Annotated in this window: 15 protein-coding genes and 1 pseudogene; 9 read left to right on the forward strand and 7 right to left on the reverse strand. The window is 61.8% G+C overall.

Features of this window, described 5'->3' with window-relative positions:
• Window positions 1-460 precede the first annotated feature (460 nt).
• The 3 genes and pseudogenes from K7431_RS03165 (at window position 461) to K7431_RS31060 (ending at window position 6,532) form a co-directional block, all read left to right on the forward strand.
• Complete coding sequence (locus tag K7431_RS03165) at window positions 461-4,444, forward strand: bifunctional nitrate reductase/sulfite reductase flavoprotein subunit alpha (RefSeq protein WP_043205437.1); 3,984 nt, start codon at window positions 461-463, stop codon at window positions 4,442-4,444.
• 231 nt (window positions 4,445-4,675) lie between these two features.
• Window positions 4,676-5,677: pseudogene (locus K7431_RS31055) on the forward strand (cache domain-containing protein); the annotation flags it as partial.
• A gap of 87 nt (window positions 5,678-5,764) precedes the next feature.
• The gene (locus tag K7431_RS31060; protein WP_370636048.1) at window positions 5,765-6,532 is read left to right on the forward strand and encodes a methyl-accepting chemotaxis protein; all 768 of its coding nucleotides are present in this window, start codon (window positions 5,765-5,767) and stop codon (window positions 6,530-6,532) included.
• 1,216 nt (window positions 6,533-7,748) lie between these two features.
• On the opposite strand, the gene K7431_RS03175 is transcribed toward K7431_RS31060, so the two are convergent.
• The 3 genes from K7431_RS03175 to K7431_RS03185 all read right to left on the reverse strand — a co-directional run bounded on the left by K7431_RS03175 (window position 7,749) and on the right by K7431_RS03185 (window position 10,126).
• Entirely contained in the window at window positions 7,749-8,525 is a 777-nt protein-coding gene (locus K7431_RS03175) for a nucleotidyltransferase domain-containing protein (protein ID WP_043205438.1), read from the reverse strand.
• Window positions 8,522-9,001 (reverse strand): AAA family ATPase, encoded by a 480-nt coding sequence (locus K7431_RS03180; protein ID WP_012724585.1) that lies wholly within the window; start codon window positions 8,999-9,001, stop codon window positions 8,522-8,524. The genes K7431_RS03175 and K7431_RS03180 overlap by 4 nt, the downstream gene beginning before the upstream one ends.
• Window positions 9,002-9,094: 93 nt before the next feature.
• Window positions 9,095-10,126: a UV damage repair endonuclease gene (locus K7431_RS03185; RefSeq protein WP_012724586.1), complete on the reverse strand. Its 1,032-nt coding sequence runs from the start codon at window positions 10,124-10,126 to the stop codon at window positions 9,095-9,097.
• Between the two features lie 174 nt (window positions 10,127-10,300).
• Between K7431_RS03185 and K7431_RS03190 the strand changes: the two genes are divergently transcribed.
• Window positions 10,301-10,714: a DUF2231 domain-containing protein gene (locus K7431_RS03190; RefSeq protein WP_012724587.1), complete on the forward strand. Its 414-nt coding sequence runs from the start codon at window positions 10,301-10,303 to the stop codon at window positions 10,712-10,714.
• On the forward strand, window positions 10,711-12,003 hold the full coding sequence (locus K7431_RS03195) for a PQQ-dependent sugar dehydrogenase (protein WP_012724588.1): 1,293 nt from the start codon (window positions 10,711-10,713) through the stop codon (window positions 12,001-12,003). The genes K7431_RS03190 and K7431_RS03195 overlap by 4 nt, the downstream gene beginning before the upstream one ends.
• 97 nt (window positions 12,004-12,100) lie before the next feature.
• On the opposite strand, the gene K7431_RS03200 is transcribed toward K7431_RS03195, so the two are convergent.
• Window positions 12,101-13,042, reverse strand: coding sequence for a LysR substrate-binding domain-containing protein (locus K7431_RS03200; RefSeq protein ID WP_012724589.1), 942 nt, complete (start codon window positions 13,040-13,042; stop codon window positions 12,101-12,103).
• A gap of 92 nt (window positions 13,043-13,134) precedes the next feature.
• Between K7431_RS03200 and K7431_RS03205 the strand changes: the two genes are divergently transcribed.
• Entirely contained in the window at window positions 13,135-14,109 is a 975-nt protein-coding gene (locus tag K7431_RS03205; protein WP_012724590.1) for a DMT family transporter, read from the forward strand.
• Between the two features lie 110 nt (window positions 14,110-14,219).
• Complete coding sequence (locus tag K7431_RS03210; protein WP_012724591.1) at window positions 14,220-15,140, forward strand: bifunctional helix-turn-helix transcriptional regulator/GNAT family N-acetyltransferase; 921 nt, start codon at window positions 14,220-14,222, stop codon at window positions 15,138-15,140.
• A 37-nt stretch (window positions 15,141-15,177) separates the two neighbouring features.
• On the opposite strand, the gene K7431_RS03215 is transcribed toward K7431_RS03210, so the two are convergent.
• A complete protein-coding gene (locus K7431_RS03215) occupies window positions 15,178-16,581 on the reverse strand; it encodes an MFS transporter (protein ID WP_012724592.1) in 1,404 nt (467 codons plus the stop codon).
• Window positions 16,582-16,724: 143 nt separating this feature from the next.
• Window positions 16,725-17,255 (reverse strand): GNAT family N-acetyltransferase, encoded by a 531-nt coding sequence (locus tag K7431_RS03220; RefSeq protein ID WP_012724593.1) that lies wholly within the window; start codon window positions 17,253-17,255, stop codon window positions 16,725-16,727.
• A 154-nt stretch (window positions 17,256-17,409) separates the two neighbouring features.
• Here K7431_RS03220 and proP point away from each other — a divergent pair, with 154 nt between their 5' ends.
• Both proP and K7431_RS03230 read left to right on the forward strand, forming a co-directional pair.
• Window positions 17,410-18,912 carry a glycine betaine/L-proline transporter ProP gene (proP, locus tag K7431_RS03225; RefSeq protein ID WP_012724594.1) on the forward strand — a complete coding sequence of 501 codons (1,503 nt, stop codon included), beginning with the start codon at window positions 17,410-17,412 and terminating at the stop codon, window positions 18,910-18,912.
• A gap of 53 nt (window positions 18,913-18,965) precedes the next feature.
• The gene (locus K7431_RS03230; RefSeq protein ID WP_012724595.1) at window positions 18,966-19,472 is read left to right on the forward strand and encodes a GAF domain-containing protein; all 507 of its coding nucleotides are present in this window, start codon (window positions 18,966-18,968) and stop codon (window positions 19,470-19,472) included.
• Here the strand turns inward: K7431_RS03230 and K7431_RS03235 are convergent.
• Window positions 19,447-20,370: an AraC family transcriptional regulator gene (locus K7431_RS03235; RefSeq protein WP_043205439.1), complete on the reverse strand. Its 924-nt coding sequence runs from the start codon at window positions 20,368-20,370 to the stop codon at window positions 19,447-19,449. The genes K7431_RS03230 and K7431_RS03235 overlap by 26 nt on opposite strands.
• Between the last annotated feature and the right edge of the window lie 66 nt (window positions 20,371-20,436).

Below are 20,436 nucleotides of genomic sequence, written 5' to 3' on the forward strand. Positions count from 1 at the left end.
GCTATTGCCCATGGTGTCGATCGTCGTTGACCGAGGTGGGTTGAGAGGGAGCTTGCAGGGTCTGTGCCAACCGAAGACAAGGCCTGCGTTCACGGCATCACAACGTAATCAGCGGTTTTTTACGCGCGCTTTCAGCGCCTCCAACTGGTGCGCCCCGCGTCATAAAAGTGCACCCGCCCGCTTCCTGTGGCGAGGGAGCTTGCTCCCGCTGGGCTGCGTAGCGGCCCCAACATCCTGGGAGCGCTGCGCACTCCAGCGGGAGCAAGCTCCCTCGCCACAATGATCTCGGTCCTCCTCAGAATGGGTGTTTCAGGCCGATAAAAAACCTGGCGCGTGACTTGCTAGGAACACTTCAACCAGGCAATCAACGCTGATTGCCCTCTCACGACAAAGGCGCCGTGTAATCCCCGTTTTTTCAACGGAGGGTTACAAGGCGCCTTTTTTGTTTACGGGGTTACGGATGGCAAACCAAAACGTGCGCAGTGTGTGTCCTTATTGTGGCGTGGGCTGCGGCATCGTCATGCAGGTCGAGCAGAATAAGGTGGTCAAGGTGATCGGCGATAAGGCCCACCCCACCAACTTCGGCCGCCTGTGCACCAAGGGCACCACCTGCGGGCAAGCCATCGCCGAGTCCGGGCGCATGGAGAACGCCTATGTGCGCCAGGCGCGCGAGCATGATCCCGTGCGCATCGCCATGGACAAGGCCATCCGTGAAACCGCAGGCCGCCTGCGCCAGATCCTCGACACCCACGGGCCGGATGCGTTGGCGTTCTACGTGTCGGGCCAGATGTCGCTGGAGTCCCAATACCTGATCAACAAATTGGCCAAAGGCTTCGTGCGCACCGCCAACATCGAGTCCAACTCACGCTTGTGCATGGCCAGCGCCGGCAGCGGCTACAAACTGTCCCTCGGCTCCGACGGCCCGCCAGGCTCCTATGAAGACTTCGACCGCGCCGACCTGTTCTTCGTGGTCGGCGCGAACATGGCCGACTGTCACCCGATCCTGTTCCTGCGCATGATGGACCGGGTCAAGGCCGGGGCGAAGTTGATCGTGGTCGACCCTCGGCGCAGCGCTACGGCGGACAAGGCCAACCTGTTCCTGCCCATCAAACCCGGCACCGACCTGGCCCTGCTCAACGGCCTGTTGCACCTGCTGGTCAAAAACGGCCATACCGACCCGGCCTTTATTGCCGCGTTTACCGAGGGCTGGGAGGCCATGCCCGCGTTCCTGGAGGACTACTCGCCAGAACGGGTGGCTGCGATCACCGGCCTTGCCGAAGCCGATATCCGCCAAGCCGCCGACTGGATCGGCCAGGCCGCCGAGTGGATGAGCTGCTGGACCATGGGCCTTAACCAGAGCACCCACGGCACCTGGAATACCAACGCCCTGTGCAACCTGCACCTGGCCACCGGCGCCATTTGCCGTCCGGGCAGCGGGCCGTTTTCCCTCACCGGTCAACCCAACGCCATGGGCGGGCGCGAAATGGGCTACATGGGCCCCGGCCTGCCGGGGCAACGCTCGGTACTGGTCGAGGCCGACCGCGTGTTTATCGAGGACCTGTGGCAGATCCCCCACGACAGCCTGCCGCGACAGGCCGGTAGCGGCACCGTGGCGATGTTCGAACAGATGGCCGCCGGGCAGATCAAGGCCTGCTGGATCATCTGCACCAACCCCGTTGCCAGCGTGCCCAACCGCCAAACCGTGATCAATGGCCTGCAGGCCGCCGAGCTGGTGATCACCCAGGACGCGTTCCTCGACACCGAGACCAACCGCTACGCCGACATCCTGCTGCCCGGCGCGCTGTGGGCCGAGGCCGAGGGCGTGATGATCAACTCCGAGCGCAACCTGACCCTGATGCAGAAAGCCGTCGACGCCCCCGGCGAGACCCTGCCCGACTGGCAGATCATCGCCAGGGTTGCGTGTGAGATGGGCTTTGCCGAGGCGTTCACCTATGCCTCCGCCGCCGACGTATTTGAAGAAATCAAACGCGCCTGGAACCCCAAGACCGGCTACGACATCCGTGGCGCGAGTTACCCGCGCCTGCGTGAACAGCCGCTGCAATGGCCCTGCGCATCCACTGAGGCCGCGCACCGCAACCCGATCCGCTACCGCACCAACGGCACCCTCGCGTTCGCCACGGATAACGGCAAGGCGCAGTTCCTCGCCCGCCCCCATATGCCGCCCGCCGAGATGCCCGATGACACCTTCCCCTTCGTGCTCAACACCGGCCGCGTGCAGCACCAATGGCACACCCTGACCAAGACCGGCAAAGTCGCCACGTTGAACAAACTCAACCCCGGCCCCTTCGTCGAGCTGCACCCGGAAGACGCCGCCCGCTTGGGCGTCCAGGACAAGGACCGGGTTGAAGTACGCTCCCAGCGCGGCCACGCCGTGCTGCCCGCCGTGGTCACCGACCGTGTGCGGCCAGGCAACTGTTTTGCGCCGTTTCATTGGAACGATGTGTTCGGCGAACACCTGGCGATCAATGCAGTGACCAACGATGCGGTGGACCCGATTTCCTTGCAGCCCGAGTTCAAGTTCTGCGCCGTCGCCCTGGCCCGGGTCGAACTGATCGACCACCAGTTCCTGGACCTCCCTTCCCCCGTAGCAGAGGATTGCACCCTGTCGCGCCTCGACGCCTTCGCCGACCTCGCCGGCATCCGTCACGTATCGCCACCGCCCCTGAGCGACAGTGAGCGCACCTACCTCGCCGGTTTCCTCAGCGGCCTGCAATCCAACGCCGCGCGCCAGGTTGTCGGCGTACCGACAATGCCCGCGAATGCACCGCTGGCCGACGCATCCCGGCTGTGGCTGAACGGCGTGCTCGGCGGCTTGTTCAGCCATACGGAAACCCTCGCAGCGCCCTCCCCGGCCGTCACCCTGCTGTGGGCGTCGCAAACCGGTAACGCCGAAGCCCTGGCCGAACGATTCGCCAAGCGCCTGCGCGAGGCGGGCATCACGGTGGAGCTGAGCGCGATGTCAGACTTCCCCGCGAGCAAACTGGCGAGCACCCACACCCTGGCGCTGATCAGCAGCACCTTTGGCGACGGCGACCCGCCGGACAATGGCGAAGGCTTCTGGCACAGCCTCAGCACCGCCGAGACGCGCCTGGACTCGCTGCGCTTTGCGGTGCTGGCCTTGGGCGATCCGAACTACGACCAGTTCTGCAACCATGGCAAACAGCTCGATCAGCGCCTGTTGGAACTGGGCGCAACCCGCCTGTTGGAACGCGTCGATTGCGACACCGAATTCGAAGCCCTGGCCGATGCCTGGCTGGTGCGCTTCCAACAGACCCTTCACCCGACAAAGCCCGTAGCACTCGCCGCACCGGCCACGCCTGCCGGCAAGACCAAGCTGTACGGCTCACGCCTGCTGCTCAACCGGCACCTGAACCCGCAAAGCCCGCACAAGGAGACCCGCCAGTTCGCCCTGGACCTGGCCGACTCCGGGCTGACTTATGAGGCCGGTGACGCGTTGGGCGTGCGGCCGCGCAACTGCCCCGAACTGGTCAGCGAACTGCTCGACCTGACCCGCCTGAGCCCCAGTGCCAGCGTGAACATCGACACCTTCGGCGATGTGCCCCTGCAACAGGCGCTCACCCAGCATTTCGAAATCGCCCGGCCCAGCAGCGATACCTTGACCTTCATCGCCGAGCGCAGCGCCAACCCTGGCCTCAAGCACCTGCTCAACCCCGAGCACAAGGCCCAATTGAATGACTGGTTGTGGGGCCGGCAACTGGCGGACGTGCTACAGGAATACCCGATCGAGTGCTCGGCGGACGAACTGCTGGGCACGCTTAAGCGCCTGCAACCGCGTTTGTATTCGATCGCCTCGAGTGCCAAGGCGTACCCGCAGCAAGTGCACCTCACCGTGGCCGCCGTGCGCTATGGCAAACGCAAAGGCGTGTCCTCGACCTTCCTGGCCGACCGTGTCGGCGACGGAGAAGTGCCGTTGTTCGTGCAGCCGTCCAAGCACTTCCGCCCCCCCAGCGACGGCGAGGTGCCGATGATCATGATCGGCCCCGGCACCGGCGTCGCACCGTTCCGCGCCTTCTTGCAGGAACGCCGAGCGCTGGGCCATCAGGGGCGCAACTGGCTGTTCTTCGGTGAACAGCACGCGGCCAGCGACTTCTACTATCAGGACGAACTGCAAGGCATGCAGCGCGACGGCCTGCTCACCCACTTGAGCCTGGCGTTCTCCCGCGATCAGGCGCAGAAGGTCTACGTGCAGGACCGCATCCGCGAACAGGGCGCCGAGCTGTGGCGCTGGTTGCAGGACGGCGCAAAGCTGTACATCTGCGGCGACGCCAGCCATATGGCCAAAGACGTCGACCAGGCCCTGCGCCAAGTGGCGCAAACCCACGGCGGGCTTGGCGTGGAAGGCGCCGCGGAGTACTGGCGGCACTTGAGCGAGCAGAAGCGTTATCTGCGTGATGTGTACTGATTGGATACAGAACAATAAGCACTTTGTATTGTGTACAAAAAACCCTAAAGATTTACCGGTATCGGGCCGAAACAGCAGAAACAGCGAATCGCCGTATTTTATTGATTGAAATCGGCGATTTGGCCGCCCTCTCCGCTGATGGTCGTCTCGATGAAAATAAAAAATAAACTGGTACTGGCATTCGTCTCTGTCGCTTTTATCCCGGTAAGCCTGGTGGCGGTGATCTCGGTCATGAACACGCGCACCCAGGCCGTGGATCAGTTCATCGATGGCAGCACCCGTGAAATCCGCCAGATCGATGGCAACATCCGGCAGTTCTTCGACGGCACACTGCAAAACGTCGATCAGATGGCCACCGACCCTGTATACACGTCGGTGAACACGCTGAAAAACTACCAGCCCACCGACGCGGCCAGCCAGCCGATGCCAGCCGAAGCGCAAGCTGTGATCGACCGTTTCGCGCGCTTTGGTGCCACGCACCCGGCGGCGGCGATCCTCTCCATCGGCCTGGAAGACGGCACCTACGCCAAATGGCCGGATGACCCGCAACTGGCCAAGTACGACCCACGCACACGCCCTTGGTACAAGGCCGCGATGGCCAGCCCCGGCAAGACCGTGCGCACCCCCGCTTACTACTACGACAAAGACGACGTGGCACTGGTGGGCACCGCGCGGGCGCTGTTGGACAACGGCAAGCCCAAGGGCGTATTCGTGGTCAGCGTGTCGCTGAAGAACCTCACCGAACTGGTCAAAAGCATCAAGCTGGGAGAAAGCGGCTATGTGATGCTGATCGAAGACGGCGTGGTGCTGGTAGACCCGCGTGACGCCGCCCACAGCTTCAAGCCGCTCAAGGACCTGGGCGCGCCTTATGCGCATTTGGCCGACACCCCGCAGGGCTCCACGGAAGTGGTGATCGACGGCGTGCGCTACATGGCCAACGTGTGGACCTCGCCCGGCCTCGGCTGGCGCTATATCGGGCTGATCGAACACCGTGAAGTCATGGCCGAAGCCACCCGCATGACCTACCTCACCGCGACCATCGTCGGCGTGCTCGTGCTGATCTTCGGGCTGATCGCGGCGGCGTTCTCCAAGGTCATCGTCAAACCCATCGGCCAGGTCAGCACCGGCCTGCAGTCCATCGCCCAAGGTGAAGGCGACTTGCGCCACGAACTGCAGGTACAGGGCAAAGATGAAACCGCCGAACTGGCCGGCTGGTTCAACAAGTTTCTCGCGGCGATCCGCCAACTGATCCAGCATATCGGCGCGGCCTCGGCCAACCTGCAGAACGCCTCCAAGGTCAACAGCGAGGTGGCGCACAACATGAACGAGGCCGCTGGCCGGCAACGCGAGGCGGTCGAATTGGTGTCGACGGCGTTCAACGAGATGGTGGCTACCGCCAATGAAGTCGCGCGCTCATGCAGCGGTGCCGCGGAATCCGCCGAAAACGGGCACCGGCGCGTGGCCGAGGGTAAACAGCAGATCGAAGCCACCACCGATAACGTCAACCGTCTGGGTCGCCGCCTCACCGAATCGTCCCAGGCCATGGTCGAGCTGGAAGCCGGCAGCCGCAGCATCAACCAAATCCTCGGCACCATTCGCGCGATCGCCGAACAGACCAACCTGCTGGCGCTCAACGCCGCCATCGAGGCTGCCCGTGCCGGTGACCAGGGCCGTGGCTTCGCCGTGGTCGCTGACGAAGTGCGCGCGCTGGCCAAACGCACTTCCGACTCCACGGGCGAGATCGAGCAACTGCTCGGCACCCTGGAAAACAAGACCCAGGAAGTCACGCAAAAAATGGGCAGTTGCCTGGACCTCTCGCGCGCCAGCGTCTCGTCCATCGAAAGCGCGCGGGACAGCTTTGAAGGCATCCAGACGTCGGTAAACGAAATCCGCGACCAGAACCTGCAGATCTCCGCTGCCGCCGAGGAACAGCACAGCGTGGCCGAAGAGATCAACCGGCACATCCAACAGATCTACGACGAAGCGCGGCTGGTGGAAAGCCTGGCCAACTCGGCGCAGGACGACTCCGGGCGGCTGTCGGACCTGTCGGATGAGTTGAATGGGCTGGTGGGCCGGTTCAAGTCCTGAGGAAGGCGGCGATGCTCATTGAGGTGCCGCCTACCGTCAACGGGATAAAGGCGTGAACGAGCGACATGCGGGGGGTCATACGCCAATCGTATGAGCCTGGAAGTGCGCGACCAACATTGAGTGAGGGAGCTGTCGACCCCCAGCGAGGCTGCGAAGGCGGCGACACTGCCAGCATCTTCAGCGCCTGACACACCGCTATCGCAGCCTCGCTAAAGCTCGACAGCTCCCACAGGGGATCGGCTGTGTAAGTGGGATTTCGGTCGTAGCGGCGAGCGCAATTTGAGCCACGACGAAAATCAAATGTGGGAGCTGTCGAGCCCCAGCGAGGCTGCGAAGGCGGCGGTACTGCCAACATTTTCAGCGCCTGACACACCGCTATCGCAGCCTCGCTAAAGCTCGACAGCTCCCACAGGGGATCGGCTGTGTGGATGGGATTTCGGTCGTAGCGGCGAGCGCAATTTGAGCCACGACGAAAATCAAATGTGGGAGCTGTCGAGCCCCAGCGAGGCTGCGAAGGCGGCGGTACTGCCAACATTTTCAGCGCCTGAAACACCGCTATCGCAGCCTCGCTAAAGCTCGACAGCTCCCACAAGGGATCGGCTGTGTGGGTGGGATTTCGGTCGTAGCGGCGAGCGCAATTTGAGCCACGACGAAGATCAAATGTGGGAGCTGTCGAGCCCCGGCGAGGCTGCGAAGGCAGCGGCACTGCCGGCATCTTCAGCGCCTGAAACACCGCTATCGCAGCCTCGCTGAAGCTCGACAGCTCCCACAAGGGATCCGGCTGTGTGGGTGGGATTTCGGTCGTAGCGGCGAGCGCAATTGGAGCCACGACGAAGATCAAATGTGGGAGCTGTCGAGCCCCAGCGAGGCTGCGAAGGCGGCGGTACTGCCAACATTTTCAGCGCCTGACACACCGCTATCGCAGCCTCGCTAAAGCTCGACAGCTCCCACAAGGGATCGGCTGTATAAGTGGGATTTTGGTCGTAGCTACGAGCGCAATTTGAGCCACGACGAAAATCAAATGTGGGAGCTGTCGAGCCCCAGCGAGGCTGCGAAGGCGGCGGTACTGCCAACATTTTCAGCGTCTGACACACCGCTATCGCAGCCTCGCTAAAGCTCGACAGCTCCCACAAGGGATCGGCTGTGTAAGTGGGATTTCGGTCGTAGCGGCGAGCGCAATTTGAGCCATGGCGAAGATCGGTATGGGAGCTGCTATCTACCTTTGCTGTGAAACCATCCAGCCCAGAAATGCTTGAAGCCGATCTAAGAATTTTTCGCTGTCGGCACTGGGGTTTCGGGCTTCAAACAGGAAGAAGGCCACTTGGGCAACCTGCGTCGGATAACCCCGTAGGAACAGCGCAACATGCTCTTCAAGTGTCTGCGGCCACGTCGATCCGTCTTCTCCACTCAATACCTGGGTGGCTCTGATCAGTTTGCGCGACGCTTCGCGCTGCAAGCGAAGGCGTTCTTGCTCGGTGTCGGCACGTGCGATGCGGGTGACATAGGCTGTCAACACCGCGGCATAGTCACCATTCACGGCCAAGGCAATGTCCAGTGACGGCCGAAACCGCTCGAAGTGCAGTGCCAGGTCATTGCCCCATACGCATCGGCAATGGTGCTTGAGCCAGTAGCCCCAGCGGTTCCGGTTTTCAGCCGCAAGTGCTTGTGCGCGGCTGCCGATATCGAAATCCACCTTGGTGACGTGCGGGTGCCGCCGCTCCAGGTCGCACCGCACGACGTCCAAGCGCGCCAACTGCGTTGACGTCGGCGACTCGCGCAGCACCAGCGTGAGATCAAGATCGGAAACACCCGGGACGGCATCGCCGCGCGCCACACTGCCATAGAGGTAAATGCCGTCCACCCCAAACTCTGGATGTGAGAGTTGGTTGCAGACATCCTCAAGCAATGGCTGAAACTCACGCTGCACGGGGCCGTCGGAAACCGTGAGGATAAAACCGTCGGCGTCCACGCCAGTGGATCGCGATGCGCTCATGGCCGATGCCTCTCGATCACCAGCCCCTCCTCCTCGCTCGGCACGCAGAAGTGGCGGGTAATCAGGTCAAATTCGGCATCCGTGGCGGCAAAGTCATGGTCACCTTGGGCGTTGCGCGCGTGCAGTCGGGCGCGGCAGGTGGCGTCATCCTGTTCAAGGTAATGCAGGCAGTGCGGGACCTGGGCGACGTGCGCCAGGCCCAACAGCCATTCGCGGCTGGCCAAGGTATTGGCAGGAAAATCCAGCACCACGTTGACGCCCGATTGCAGCATATTGATGACCAGCGGCCCCAGCACGCCGCGAATACGCTGGGCGCAGCTGAGGTAATCGGCAATGGCGCGGATTTCACCGGGGTATAGCGTGGCGAGCCAGTGGTCTTCACTCAGCACAATGGCGGCGTGCTCGGCGGCAAGGCGCGCGGCGAGCGTGGACTTGCCCGAGGCGATCTTGCCGCAGAGCAGATGCAGGGTTGGCATAGGGCGGTTCCTTGTGTCAGGCCTGCCAGCATGCAGGCTGAGGATTGATCGCACAACGTCCTGCACGCCTTGAGCTATTGCGATGGCCCCTCTTCAAGGTGGGCTGCGCCGCTTCCAGTGCTCATAGAACGCCAATGAGGCGACGTTCTTGTCCTTGGCTTCAAGCATGATGTCGAAGCGATCGAGAAATTGCAGCGCGTAATCGTTGGTCCAACGGTTCCACATCTGCGCGCTGTGGGCGTACAGGTCACGCTTGGACACCACCTGCAACAGCGCGTCCATTTCCAGCTTATGCTCGGCGTCGAACCCCAGTTCCTGCAGGCTCTCCTGGGGTTGGGAATAGTGCAGGGTCGGCCGTACGCCGCGCCAGCTTTCGATCACGCGGGCGACCCGCTCCGAGTGGGGGTCGATGTAGTGGTTTTCGTTGACCCAACAGTGGTGAATGTCCAGCACCACCGGCGCCAAGTCAGCCACTTGCAGGCAATGATCGAGGCCGTAGGTCTTTTCGTCGTTCTCAAAGGTGATGCAGTTGCGCGCCACTTCCGACAGGCGCGACCACACCGCACGGGTGCCTTCCACGCCGAGGCGGCCGGCAATATGCACGTTGCACTTGAGGTCCTGGAAGCGCCGGCCGTAACCCATCATGCGGATCATGTCGGCGTGGTATTCGAATTCAGCCAGGCTGTTTTCCACCACGCCGGGGTTCTCCGAACCGAGCACACAGTACTGGCCGGGGTGGAACGACAGGCGGATATCCGCAGCGCGGGCAAGCTCGCCGATGGCGGCAAAACCTTCCACCAATTGACGCTCGATGGCCGGGTCTTTATAGACGGCGGCAACGTTCGGATGGCTGTAGAACGGCAGCAGATCACTGCTCAGGCGCAGCATGCGCAGGGTCGGTGGCAGTCCGGCGACATAGCTCAGCAGGCGTAATTGGGCGGCCAGGTTGTGGGTGACCACTTCCACCAATTTGTCGCGAGCCACCTGCGGCGAGACACTCTCCATCCAACGCAATGTGGTCGTGCGCGGGTTGAAGGGGCCTTCGATCAGCTTCAAGGCGCTGGCCGACAGCAGGCGTTCGGGATGCTTGTACTGGCATGCAAAGCCGATGCGAGGATGAGTCATGGAAGCGCCTGACGGAATAAAAGTGCGGAAATGATACGGCGTTAGGCCGAAACCGGCCCAGTGGGTTCACAATATTTCGACACGATTCACGCTGAACTTTCTGACACGCGGTGCGTTCATTTCCTATGCGCTGCCCTGCTAAGGGGCGTTGTACAACAAGGAGCCGCTACCACGATGACTACCCTTCCCGCTTACCGATACACACCCGGGCCGCTGCATGCGACCTTACTGGCCGGCACCGTGCCGTTGTTTCTCGGTGCCTTGCTCAGCGACATTGCCTACACCCAGACCTACCAGATTCAATGGGCCAACTTCGCGTCCTGGTTGATTGCCGGTGCGCTGGTGTTTGCTGGCTTCGCGTTTCTGTTCGCACTGGTCAACCTGCTCCGTGCCGAACGCAAGGCCGGGCAACCCACACGCTATGTCCTGCTGCTGGTGGCCACCTGGGTAGTGGGCCTGGTCAATGCCTTCCAGCATGCCAAGGATGCCTATGCCTCGATGCCGACCGGCCTGGTCCTGTCGGCCATCGTCTTGCTGCTGACACTGGCGGCCACCTGGACCGGCCTGCGCGCGGGAGGTGTCAAATGAAAACGTCCAGCACCCTGACCCTGTTGAGCGCCACATTATTGCTCGCCGCCTGCGGGGGCGAAGGCGACAAGACCCAGGCCCGCGGCCCCGACCCCAAGCTGCCGGAACAACAAAGCAGCCTGTTGCCGAGCATGAAGATCGCCGAGCCTGCGCCCTGGGGCGAGCAGAAACCCAAGGTTCCGGAAGGCTTCAGCGTCACGGCGATCGCCACGGACCTCGCCATCCCGCGCCAAACCCTGGTGTTGCCCAACGGTGACATCCTCGTGGCCGAAGGCCGTGGCGGCAGCGCGGCCAAGCTCAAGCCCAAGGATGTGATCGCCAGCCTGATCAAGGCCGAAGGCAACACCAAGGTCAAGAGCGGCAACCGCCTGACGTTGCTGCGCGACGCCGATGGTGACGGCACCTACGAACTCAAGACGGTGTTCGCCGACAACCTCAACGCACCGTACGGCCTGGCGTTTGCCAACGGCAAGCTCTACGTGGCCAACCAGGACGCGCTGGTGAGCTTCGACTACGCCGACGGCCAGACCAAGGCCAGCGGCCCGCCCAGCACCGTCACCGACCTGCCGGCACAGATCAACCATCACTGGACCAAATCCCTGGCCGTGAGCGCCGACGGCAGCCAGCTCTACGTCGGTATCGGCTCCAACAGCAACGTCACCGAACGCGGCATGGAAGTGGAGATCGACCGTGCGATGGTCTGGCAGATCGACGCCACCACCGGCGCACACAAGCCCTACGCCACCGGCTTGCGTAACCCGACGGCACTGACCATCCAGCCGGACACCGGGCAATTGTGGACGGTGGTCAACGAACGCGACGAGCTCGGCCCGGACCTGGTGCCGGACTACCTGACCTCCGTGCGCGAAGGCGCGTTTTACGGCTGGCCCTACAGCTATTGGGGCCAGAACGTCGACCCGCGCGCCCAACCGCAGAACCCGGCCAAGGTCGCCGCCGCGATCAAGCCGGATTACAGCCTGGGTTCCCACGTTGCGGCCCTCGGCGTGGACTTTTCGATCCCGCAAATGGGCGAGAAATTTGCCGACGGCGTGTTCGTCGGCGAGCACGGCAGTTGGAACCGCGACAACCCAGTGGGCTACAAGGTGATCTTTGTGCCCTTCAGCAACGGCAAGCCGTCCGGTGAGCCGATCGACTTTGCCACTGGCTTTCGCGGTGACGACGGCAAGACCCGTGGGCGTCCGGTGGGTGTGACGGTGGACCCGAAAGGTGCGCTGATCATTGCCGATGACTTGGCCAATACCGTGTGGCGGGTGACACGTAATCAGTAGCTGGCTGCGCGTGATCTGCTTTTAACCTCGGGCGCCCTGTCTAACACGGCGCCCGAACCCAGGCTTGAATCGGAGGCTAACCCGGCAGGACGCCGGGTTAGCCGCGAGTGACGCGCTCGCCGACGCCTTCCCCCTCATCATCCTGCAGCTGCGCTTCCAGCCAAGCCAGCAAGGCCGCAACCTCCGCCCGGGCCCCCTCTCCCTGGTGCCTGTACACCGAAATAGCCTCAGGCAAATGCACACTCTGCGCACAAGGCCTTACGAGCGCGCCGCTTTCAATCAACCGACTTGCCGTACGCCGCCAGCCCATGGCGATACCGTGCCCTTCCACGGCCGCTTGCAGCATCAGCGGGTAACTGTCGAAGCTGGCACTGCGTGCATTCCCGGCCATCAACTGCCCGAATACCCGTAGCCACTCATCCCACTCCATCAAGTGGGGCGCGTCAGCGCTGTGGTGCAAAAATGTATAGGACTGCAATTCGGTGATCGGCAGCGGTTGTTCCGCGCTCAGGTAGGCGGGACTGCACACCGGAAACACCTCGTCGGAGGCGGTGAACATCAACGGATGCGAGCCACTGGCGCGCCAGGTGCTTTGCAGCGCCACGTCGAACGGGCCATTGAATTCCGTGAGTGGCCGGGTGGAGGTCACCACCTGGATCTCGATGTGCGGGTACTGCTGGTGAAACGTGGAGAGGCGCGGCATCAGCCAATAAAACGCTTCGCACAATTGGCACAGCAGCACCACCCGGTTGCGGTGGTGCGACGCGCGCAGGCTGGCGGCCCCCTCGCTGATGCTTTGCAGCGCAAGGCTCACCACCCGCCCGAGCTCACGCCCTTCCTGGGTGAGGAACACTGCGCGATTGCGCCTTGAAAACAGCTTGACGCCCAAGTTGTCTTCCAGGCCCCGAATCTGCCGGCTGATAGCGGCCTGGGTGATGTGAAGCTCATCGGCCGCCCTGGAGAAACTCTCCAGGCGCGCCGCCGCTTCAAAGGGCAACAAGCTCGCGAGAGGCGGTAAGGTTTTGCCGAGTGCATTCATAATCTGAGGTTATGGATCCAGGGCTGAGAACTCGTTTGTAGCATACCCGCGTGGCTGGGCACCATGAATGCATGACTTCAGGGACACTCTCCATGCAGACCTCCGCTTTCCTCGGCGTAAGCCTTGCCGTTATCGCGACCCTGGGCTGGGCGCTGAATTTCATCGCGCCATACGTCACCGGTGAATACAGCCTCTTTGACTTCATGGCGGTGCGGTACCTGATTGCCGGCGTACTCGGCTGCGCGGGGTTGATCCTGTACCGCGCCCAATTGCGCTGTCTTGGCCCGCGCCGGTTGTGGATCGCTGCCGGACTCGGTGTAACGGGCTGCCTGGGCTACGGCGCCTGCATTACCGCTGGCGTCGTCTTCGGCGGCCCGGTGTTGACCCCGACGTTTGTCAGCCTGGTCCCCGTGTTACTGGCCCTGCTCGGTAACGCCAGGAACAAGACCGTGCGCTGGTGCCGGCTGGCCATCCCGCTGGGGTTCTTGACGGCAGGATTGCTGCTGTCGAATCTCAGCAGCCTCCAACACGCCCCTGCGAACAGTGGCGACTGGCTGGCCGGTCTGTGCTTTTCAGTGGGTGCCGTGGTGGTGTGGGTGGGCTTCAGCGTGATCAACCAGAAGCACTTGCAGGCCCTCGCGCCCTCCGCAACCGGCGTCTGGACCGCGCTCATGCTGACGGGCAGTGGTATTGCCACGCTCTGCCTGGTACCGCTGGCGCAGATGTTGGGCTTGTTCAAGCTGCCAACCCTCGGTTTCGGCTTTGCCCAGGCGGGGCCATTGTATGCCTGGTGTTTGTTTATCGCGTTGATGTCGACCCTGATCGGCGCCTGGGCCTGGAACGCTGCGACCCAGCGTCTGCCGATGGTGCTGAGCAGCCAGTTGATAGCCCTTGAATCCCTGTTCGCCAGCCTGCTCGGCCTGTGGTTCAGCACGCGCTGGCCCACGCTCATGGAAACGGCCGGGATAGCCGCGGTATTGATTGGTGTGGTCCTGGCTGTTCGCATTATTCTGACGGCCAGGCAGCCCGCCACCACGCGTCACGCCTTGAAGGAAATACGGCAATGACCGCAACAGGCCAGCACGGGCAATGGTTGTGCGCACCTGATCAAATGGATTGACATGCTTGCCTGAAGCAACAATATAATTGCCCCAGGCAATCATTCGAGTATTCGCGCATGTCTACCCCTCTGCTGATCGAGCGCGCCGGTGTCGTGCGCGGCTTCAACCGCTTCTATACGCAGCAGATCGGCGTGCTGCAGGAACACCTGCTGCAAAGCGACTACTCGCTCACCGAAATCCGCGTGATGTACGAGTTGTCTTCCCGAGGCGATCTCACCAGCGCTGACCTGTGCCACATGCTCAGCCTGGACGCGGGTTATCTGAGCCGGCTGGTAGGCGGCCTGGAAAAGCGCGGCCTGATCCAGAAAGTCCGCTCCGTTACCGATGCTCGCGCGGTGCAATTGCACCTCAGCGATCTCGGTCGCGCCGTGTTGGCGCCCCTGGAGCAACGCACCCAGAACGAAGTCATCGCCCTGCTCGACAGCCTGCCGGAGCAGCAACAGCATCAGCTCACCGAAGCCATGAAACGCATCCAGGCCCTGCTGCAAGGCACGGCGCCCAGCTATCTGCTACGCGATCCACAACCCGGCGACATGGGGTTGGTGGTGCAACAACAAACCGCGATATACGCGCGTGAATATGGTTGGAATTGGGAATTCGAAGCGCTGGTGGCGGAGATTGTCGCCAAGTACCTGCGCGAATTTGATCCGACCTCCGAGCGTTGCTGGATCGCGGAAAAGGACGGTGACGTGGTGGGGTCGGTGTTTGTGATCCGCCATGACGACACCACAGCCAAGTTGCGCATGCTCTACGTGGATGCCAGCGCGCGGGGCATGGGCATCGGCCAGCGTTTGGTGGACGAGTGCGTGCGTTTTGCCCGCCAGGTGGGCTACACCCGCATGCTGCTGTGGACAGTGGACATCCTGACCGATGCGCGCAAGCTCTATCAGAAAGCCGGGTTTGAGTTGGTGGAGGAGGAACCGATGGTCAGCTTCGGTAAATCCCTGGTCAGCCAGACCTGGGCCCGCGCGCTGTGAAACGGTCCCGCGCGATTGCCGCGCGGGACGTCAAGCCTTACAGGTCGGTGATTTCCTTGTGGCGCGGCACCAGCGTCTTCATCACGCTCCAGGCCACCAGGTAGGCCAGCGCACAGATCGCGAACATAATCATGTAGCCGGTGTGGATATCGTTGACTGACTTGTAGTAGTCGAACACCCAGCCACCAATCTTGGTCATCACCACCCCGCCCAAACCGCCGGCCATGCCGCCGATGCCGACCACCGAGGCCACGGTCTTCTGCGGGAACATATCGGAGACGGTGGTAAAGATGTTGCACGACCACGCCTGGTGCGCCGACGCGCCCACGCCGATCAACAATACCGGCACCCAGAAGCTGATGTAGCCCAGGGGTTGCGCCAACAGCACCACCAACGGAAACAGGGCGATCACCAGCATGGCTTTCATGCGGCCGTCATACGGCGCATCGCCACGGGCCATAAAGTAGCTCGGGAACCAGCCGCCGCCGATGCTACCGACCATGGTCATGCTGTACAGCACCGCCAGGGGCAGCACGATGTCGGGACCTTTCATGCCGTATTGCGCCGACAAGTAGGTGGGCAGCCAGAACAGGAAGAACCACCACACGCCGTCGGTCATGAACTTGCCGAAGGCGAAGGCCCAGGTCTGGCGGTAGGTGAGCAGCTTGAACCACGAGACTTTTTTCGTTGCATCGCCCGCAGCTGCCGGGGTGAACGGCTGCACGGTCTGGTCGCTGCGGATATACGCCAGCTCGGCGGCCGACAGGCGTTTTTGCTCATCCGGTTTCTTGTACAGCGCGACCCACACCGCCACCCATACAAAGCCCAGGCCGCCGATCACGATGAAGGCCGCTTCCCAGCCCCATAACCCGGCAATCAACGGCACGCAGATCGGCGCCAGGATCGCCCCGACGTTGGCACCGGAGTTGAAGATACCCGTGGCCAGGGAGCGTTCTTTCTTGGGGAAATATTCAGCGGTGGCCTTGATCGCAATCGGGAAGTTGCCCGCTTCGCCAATCGCCAGCACGGCGCGGGACAGCATAAAGCCGGCAATCGACACCGGAATCACCGCCAGGCCGATTGCACCGCTGATCGCCGCGATGCCCTCGCCCATCGGTACCGAGAACGCATGCATGATGGCGCCTGTGGACCAGATGCCGATCGCCACCACGTAGGCCGCCTTGGTGCCGATCTTGTCGACAAAACGCCCGGCGAACAGCATGGAGATCGCGTAGACAAACTGGAACACCGCGGCAATGTTGGCGTAATCGGTGTTGCTCCAGCCAAATTGCGTCGACAGTTGCGGCGCCAGCAAGCTGAGCACCTGGCGGTCGAGGTAGTTAACGGTGGTCGCAAAAAACAGCATCGCGCAGATGGTCCAGCGGTAGTTACCTACTGCTTGGCCAATGCGATGAGCATGGATGGGCTCGATCAAGTTCATGGCATCACTTTTTATTTTTGTTAGGTAGGACATATGTAACGTCATATGTCGTCGTACAACTTTGGCTTTTATATCGAGGTCCCTATCCCCTGTCAATCTGAAAGATTAGGGTTATATGAGGTCTTGCGCGGCTGTGAAAAGTGTCAGCTTTGAGCAGTTGTAGGATGACAAATCCTGAATACCCGGCTGGGCGGCTTGCCGGGTACATCATCGAGCAGGCCGAAAGGCTGCATGCCAAGCTTCTCCAGCACGCGGATCGACGCCGCATGGTCGGGCCGGACCAGGCCAAATACCTCGGGTAACGCCAGGGTTTCAAATGCCAACTTCAGGGCATCGCGCCCCACTTCGGTGGCATAGCCCTGGCCCCAGGCTTGCTCGGCAAAGCGGTAACCCAGGTTGATGCGCCTTTGCGTCAGGTAATTGAGAGGCGCGATACCGCCAAAGCCGATGATGTGCTCGGGCGCTGCGTGGCGCGCAATTGCCCACCAGCCATAGCCCTGGCTGGCCCACTGCTCGAGCCAGCCGTCGAGCAGGCGTTGCGCATCGGCCAGGCACGTCAGGGGGCCGGCGGGGTTGAACAGGTGGGTCCGAGGGTCGCCGAAGATCGCGAACAATGGCTGCAGGTCGCTAGGGAGTGGCTGACGGTAGGTGAGACGCGCGGGGCTGGCGAGCATTCGGATAACTCTCTGTAAAATTCACAAAGTTCAATGCATCTGCAAAAAAACGCAAATACGGGTGAATTATTTCATGTCCGCTTGTATCTGAACTGACAGAGCGGTGCCATCGCTGCGATGGCACCTCCCCTGTTCTGCTTTAGAGTGCCCCCGCATGAAATTACGTAAGAAAAGCGTCAAACCCATCGGTTTGAAAGACATCACCATCGTTGACGACGCCAAGGTGCGCAAGGCAATCACCGCTGCCGCCTTGGGTAACGCCATGGAATGGTTCGACTTCGGCGTCTACGGGTTTGTCGCCTATGTGCTCGGCAAGGTGTTCTTCCCGGACGCCTCGCCCAGCGTACAAATGATCGCTGCATTGGGTACCTTTTCGGTGCCCTTCCTGATTCGCCCGCTGGGCGGTCTGTTCTTCGGCGCACTGGGCGATAAATACGGGCGGCAAAAAGTACTCGCCGCCACCATTGTGATCATGTCCCTGAGCACCTTTGCCATCGGCTTGATTCCCGGCTATGCCTCCATCGGCATCTGGGCGCCGATCCTGCTATTGCTGTGCAAAATGGCCCAGGGCTTCTCGGTCGGCGGTGAATACACCGGCGCGTCGATCTTCGTCGCCGAATACGCCCCGGACCGCAAGCGCGGTTTCCTGGGCAGCTGGCTGGACTTCGGATCCATCGCCGGTTTCGTGCTCGGCGCCGGTGTGGTTGTACTGATTTCCACCGTGTTGGGTGAAGCCGAGTTCGAAGCGTGGGGCTGGCGCCTGCCGTTCTTCCTCGCCCTGCCCCTGGGCATCATCGGCCTGTACCTGCGTCACGCGCTGGAAGAAACCCCGGCGTTCCAACAGCACATGGACAAACTCGAGCAGGGCGACCGCGAAGGCCTGACACACGGTCCCAAAGTGTCGTTCAAGGAAGTCGCGACCCAGCACTGGCGCAGCCTGCTGACCTGCATCGGCATCGTCGCGGCCACCAACGTGACGTACTACATGCTGCTCACCTACATGCCGAGCTACCTGTCGCATAACCTGCATTACAAAGAAAACAGCGGCGTGCTGATCATCATCGCGATCATGGTCGGGATGCTGTTCGTGCAGCCGTTCATCGGTTTTGTCAGCGATAAGATCGGTCGCAAGCCGTTCATCATCGCCGGCAGCATCGGCCTGCTGTTCCTGTCGATCCCTGCATTTATGCTGATCACCAGCGGCAAGATCGGGCTGATCTTCGCCGGTTTGCTGATCCTGGCGGTGATCCTCAACTTCTTTATCGGGGTGATGGCCTCGACACTCCCGGCGATGTTCCCCACGCACCTGCGCTACAGTGCATTGGCCAGTGCGTTCAACGTGTCGGTGTTGATCGCAGGCGTAACCCCGACTGCCGTGGCCTGGCTGGTGGAAAGCACCAACGACCTGTACATGCCCGCCTACTACCTGATGGTGTTTGCGGTCGTTGGACTGGTCACTGGCCTGACCATGAAGGAAACCGCCAACAAACCGTTGCGCGGCGCAGCGCCGGCCGCTTCGGACATGGAAGAAGCCAAGGAGCTGCTGCAGGAACATCACGACAATATCGAGCAGAAGATCGAAGACATCGATGCCGAGATCGCCGAATTGGAAGCCAAGCGCAACAACCTTGTGCAGCAGCATCCACGGATTAACTAAGCCCTCAACGTGCGTGGTGGGCCAGGACCACCACGCAATTGGAGTGTTCACCTATGATTCCTAGCGTCACCTCAGCACAGTCCCTGCTCAGCGCCGATGAGCGCGCTGCCATCGCCGAAATAGAAGCCAGCACCAGCATCCTGCAACTGGTCACCCGCCTGACCGGCATGCGCTTTGCCGGCCTCGCCAAATTCACTGACCAGGAATGGGTGGTCTGCTCCGTGCACGACACCGCCGAAATGGGCATCCAGGTCGACGACGTGCTCGACCTCGAAACCACGCTGTGCAGTGAGTTCTTTATCAACCCTCAGACGCTGTTCATCCCGCAGATCAGCCAGAACGGCCGCTTTGCCACTCGCCCGGTGGTCAAGCAATTCGCCATCGAAAGCTACGCCGGTGCGCCGATCTTCCTGCCTGACGGCCGCCTGTTCGGTGCGCTGTGCGCGCTGGATTCCAGGGCGATGCTGTTTGAAGACCCCAACCTGCCGGAAACCCTCAGCCTGTTCGCGCGGCTGATCGGTTGTATTTTCTACGCTAACCTGACGGCGGCTGATCACTGACAGTCGCTTTGGCACGCAGTGCCGCCACATCGCGCTTAGGCGGCATGCCGAACAAGCGGCTGTACTCGCGGCTGAACTGTGACGGGCTTTCATAGCCCACTTTGAACGCGGCACTGGACACGTCCTGGTGCTCGTTCAACATCAAGCGCCGCGCCTCATTCAGGCGCAGCCACTTCTGATACTGCAACGGGCTCATCGCCGTCAGTTGGCGAAAGTGATGATGAAAGGTTGCCGCACTCATTTGCACGCGCGCCGCCAACTCATCGACGCGCAATGCCACGTCGTAATTGAGCTTCAGCCAATCAATCGCTTTGGCAATCCGATAGCCCTGCCCGTCGACGGAACAGATCTGACGCAATCGGCTCGCCTGGTCGCTTTTCAGTAGACGATAGTGAATCTCGCGCTGGATCAACGGTGCCAGCACCGCAATTGCTTCGGGTTCATCCAGCAGCGCCACCAGACGCGCAAAAGACGCCAGCATGCCCTGGGTCACCGTACCGATGCCCACCCCCTTCAGCACCGACCGCTCCCGCGCCGGCGGCAGCTCACTCTGAGCGATCAGCTCGGCCAATATGCGCAAATCCAACTTGAAGGTGAGCCCAAGGCAAGGTCTTTCGGGGCTGGCCACCAGCACTTCGGAATTGGCGGGAATGTCCAGTGAGGTCACCAGGAAGCGCGAAGTATCGTATGGATAACCCTCACCCCCCGCCCACAGCTGTTTTGCACCTTGGGCAACCAGCACGATGCACGGCTCGACCATGCACACCACGGGGCTTGCGGGCTGTTCACGCCGGTAGAAGCCAAGACCAGGAATCGGCATGGGGTAGTCGCCCGGAGCCTGCACCCGCGATCCAATAGCCTGGATCAGCGCGTCCAGGGGCGTTTCATTGATAGTCATAACAGGCTCTTTTTCTCTCGTCATCGGACTTTACCCCGAGCGGTCCGTGGCGTCCCGGCAAACCGC

The sequence above is a fragment of the Pseudomonas fluorescens group sp. genome (assembly GCF_020093335.1).
GTDB classification, from domain to species: domain Bacteria; phylum Pseudomonadota; class Gammaproteobacteria; order Pseudomonadales; family Pseudomonadaceae; genus Aquipseudomonas; species Aquipseudomonas petroselini.

Coding starts and splice junctions, on each gene's coding strand:
- K7431_RS03235 (WP_043205439.1), bottom strand. CDS start 20,370: ATGACTATCAATGAAACGCCCCTGGACGCGCTGATCCAGGCTATTGGA.
- K7431_RS03230 (WP_012724595.1), top strand. CDS start 18,966: ATGATTCCTAGCGTCACCTCAGCACAGTCCCTGCTCAGCGCCGATGAG.
- K7431_RS31060 (WP_370636048.1), top strand. CDS start 5,765: ATGAACGAGGCCGCTGGCCGGCAACGCGAGGCGGTCGAATTGGTGTCG.
- K7431_RS03165 (WP_043205437.1), top strand. CDS start 461: ATGGCAAACCAAAACGTGCGCAGTGTGTGTCCTTATTGTGGCGTGGGC.
- K7431_RS03200 (WP_012724589.1), bottom strand. CDS start 13,042: ATGAATGCACTCGGCAAAACCTTACCGCCTCTCGCGAGCTTGTTGCCC.
- K7431_RS03205 (WP_012724590.1), top strand. CDS start 13,135: ATGCAGACCTCCGCTTTCCTCGGCGTAAGCCTTGCCGTTATCGCGACC.
- K7431_RS03185 (WP_012724586.1), bottom strand. CDS start 10,126: ATGACTCATCCTCGCATCGGCTTTGCATGCCAGTACAAGCATCCCGAA.
- K7431_RS03220 (WP_012724593.1), bottom strand. CDS start 17,255: ATGCTCGCCAGCCCCGCGCGTCTCACCTACCGTCAGCCACTCCCTAGC.
- K7431_RS03190 (WP_012724587.1), top strand. CDS start 10,301: ATGACTACCCTTCCCGCTTACCGATACACACCCGGGCCGCTGCATGCG.
- K7431_RS03210 (WP_012724591.1), top strand. CDS start 14,220: ATGTCTACCCCTCTGCTGATCGAGCGCGCCGGTGTCGTGCGCGGCTTC.
- K7431_RS03195 (WP_012724588.1), top strand. CDS start 10,711: ATGAAAACGTCCAGCACCCTGACCCTGTTGAGCGCCACATTATTGCTC.
- proP (WP_012724594.1), top strand. CDS start 17,410: ATGAAATTACGTAAGAAAAGCGTCAAACCCATCGGTTTGAAAGACATC.
- K7431_RS03215 (WP_012724592.1), bottom strand. CDS start 16,581: ATGAACTTGATCGAGCCCATCCATGCTCATCGCATTGGCCAAGCAGTA.
- K7431_RS03175 (WP_043205438.1), bottom strand. CDS start 8,525: ATGAGCGCATCGCGATCCACTGGCGTGGACGCCGACGGTTTTATCCTC.
- K7431_RS03180 (WP_012724585.1), bottom strand. CDS start 9,001: ATGCCAACCCTGCATCTGCTCTGCGGCAAGATCGCCTCGGGCAAGTCC.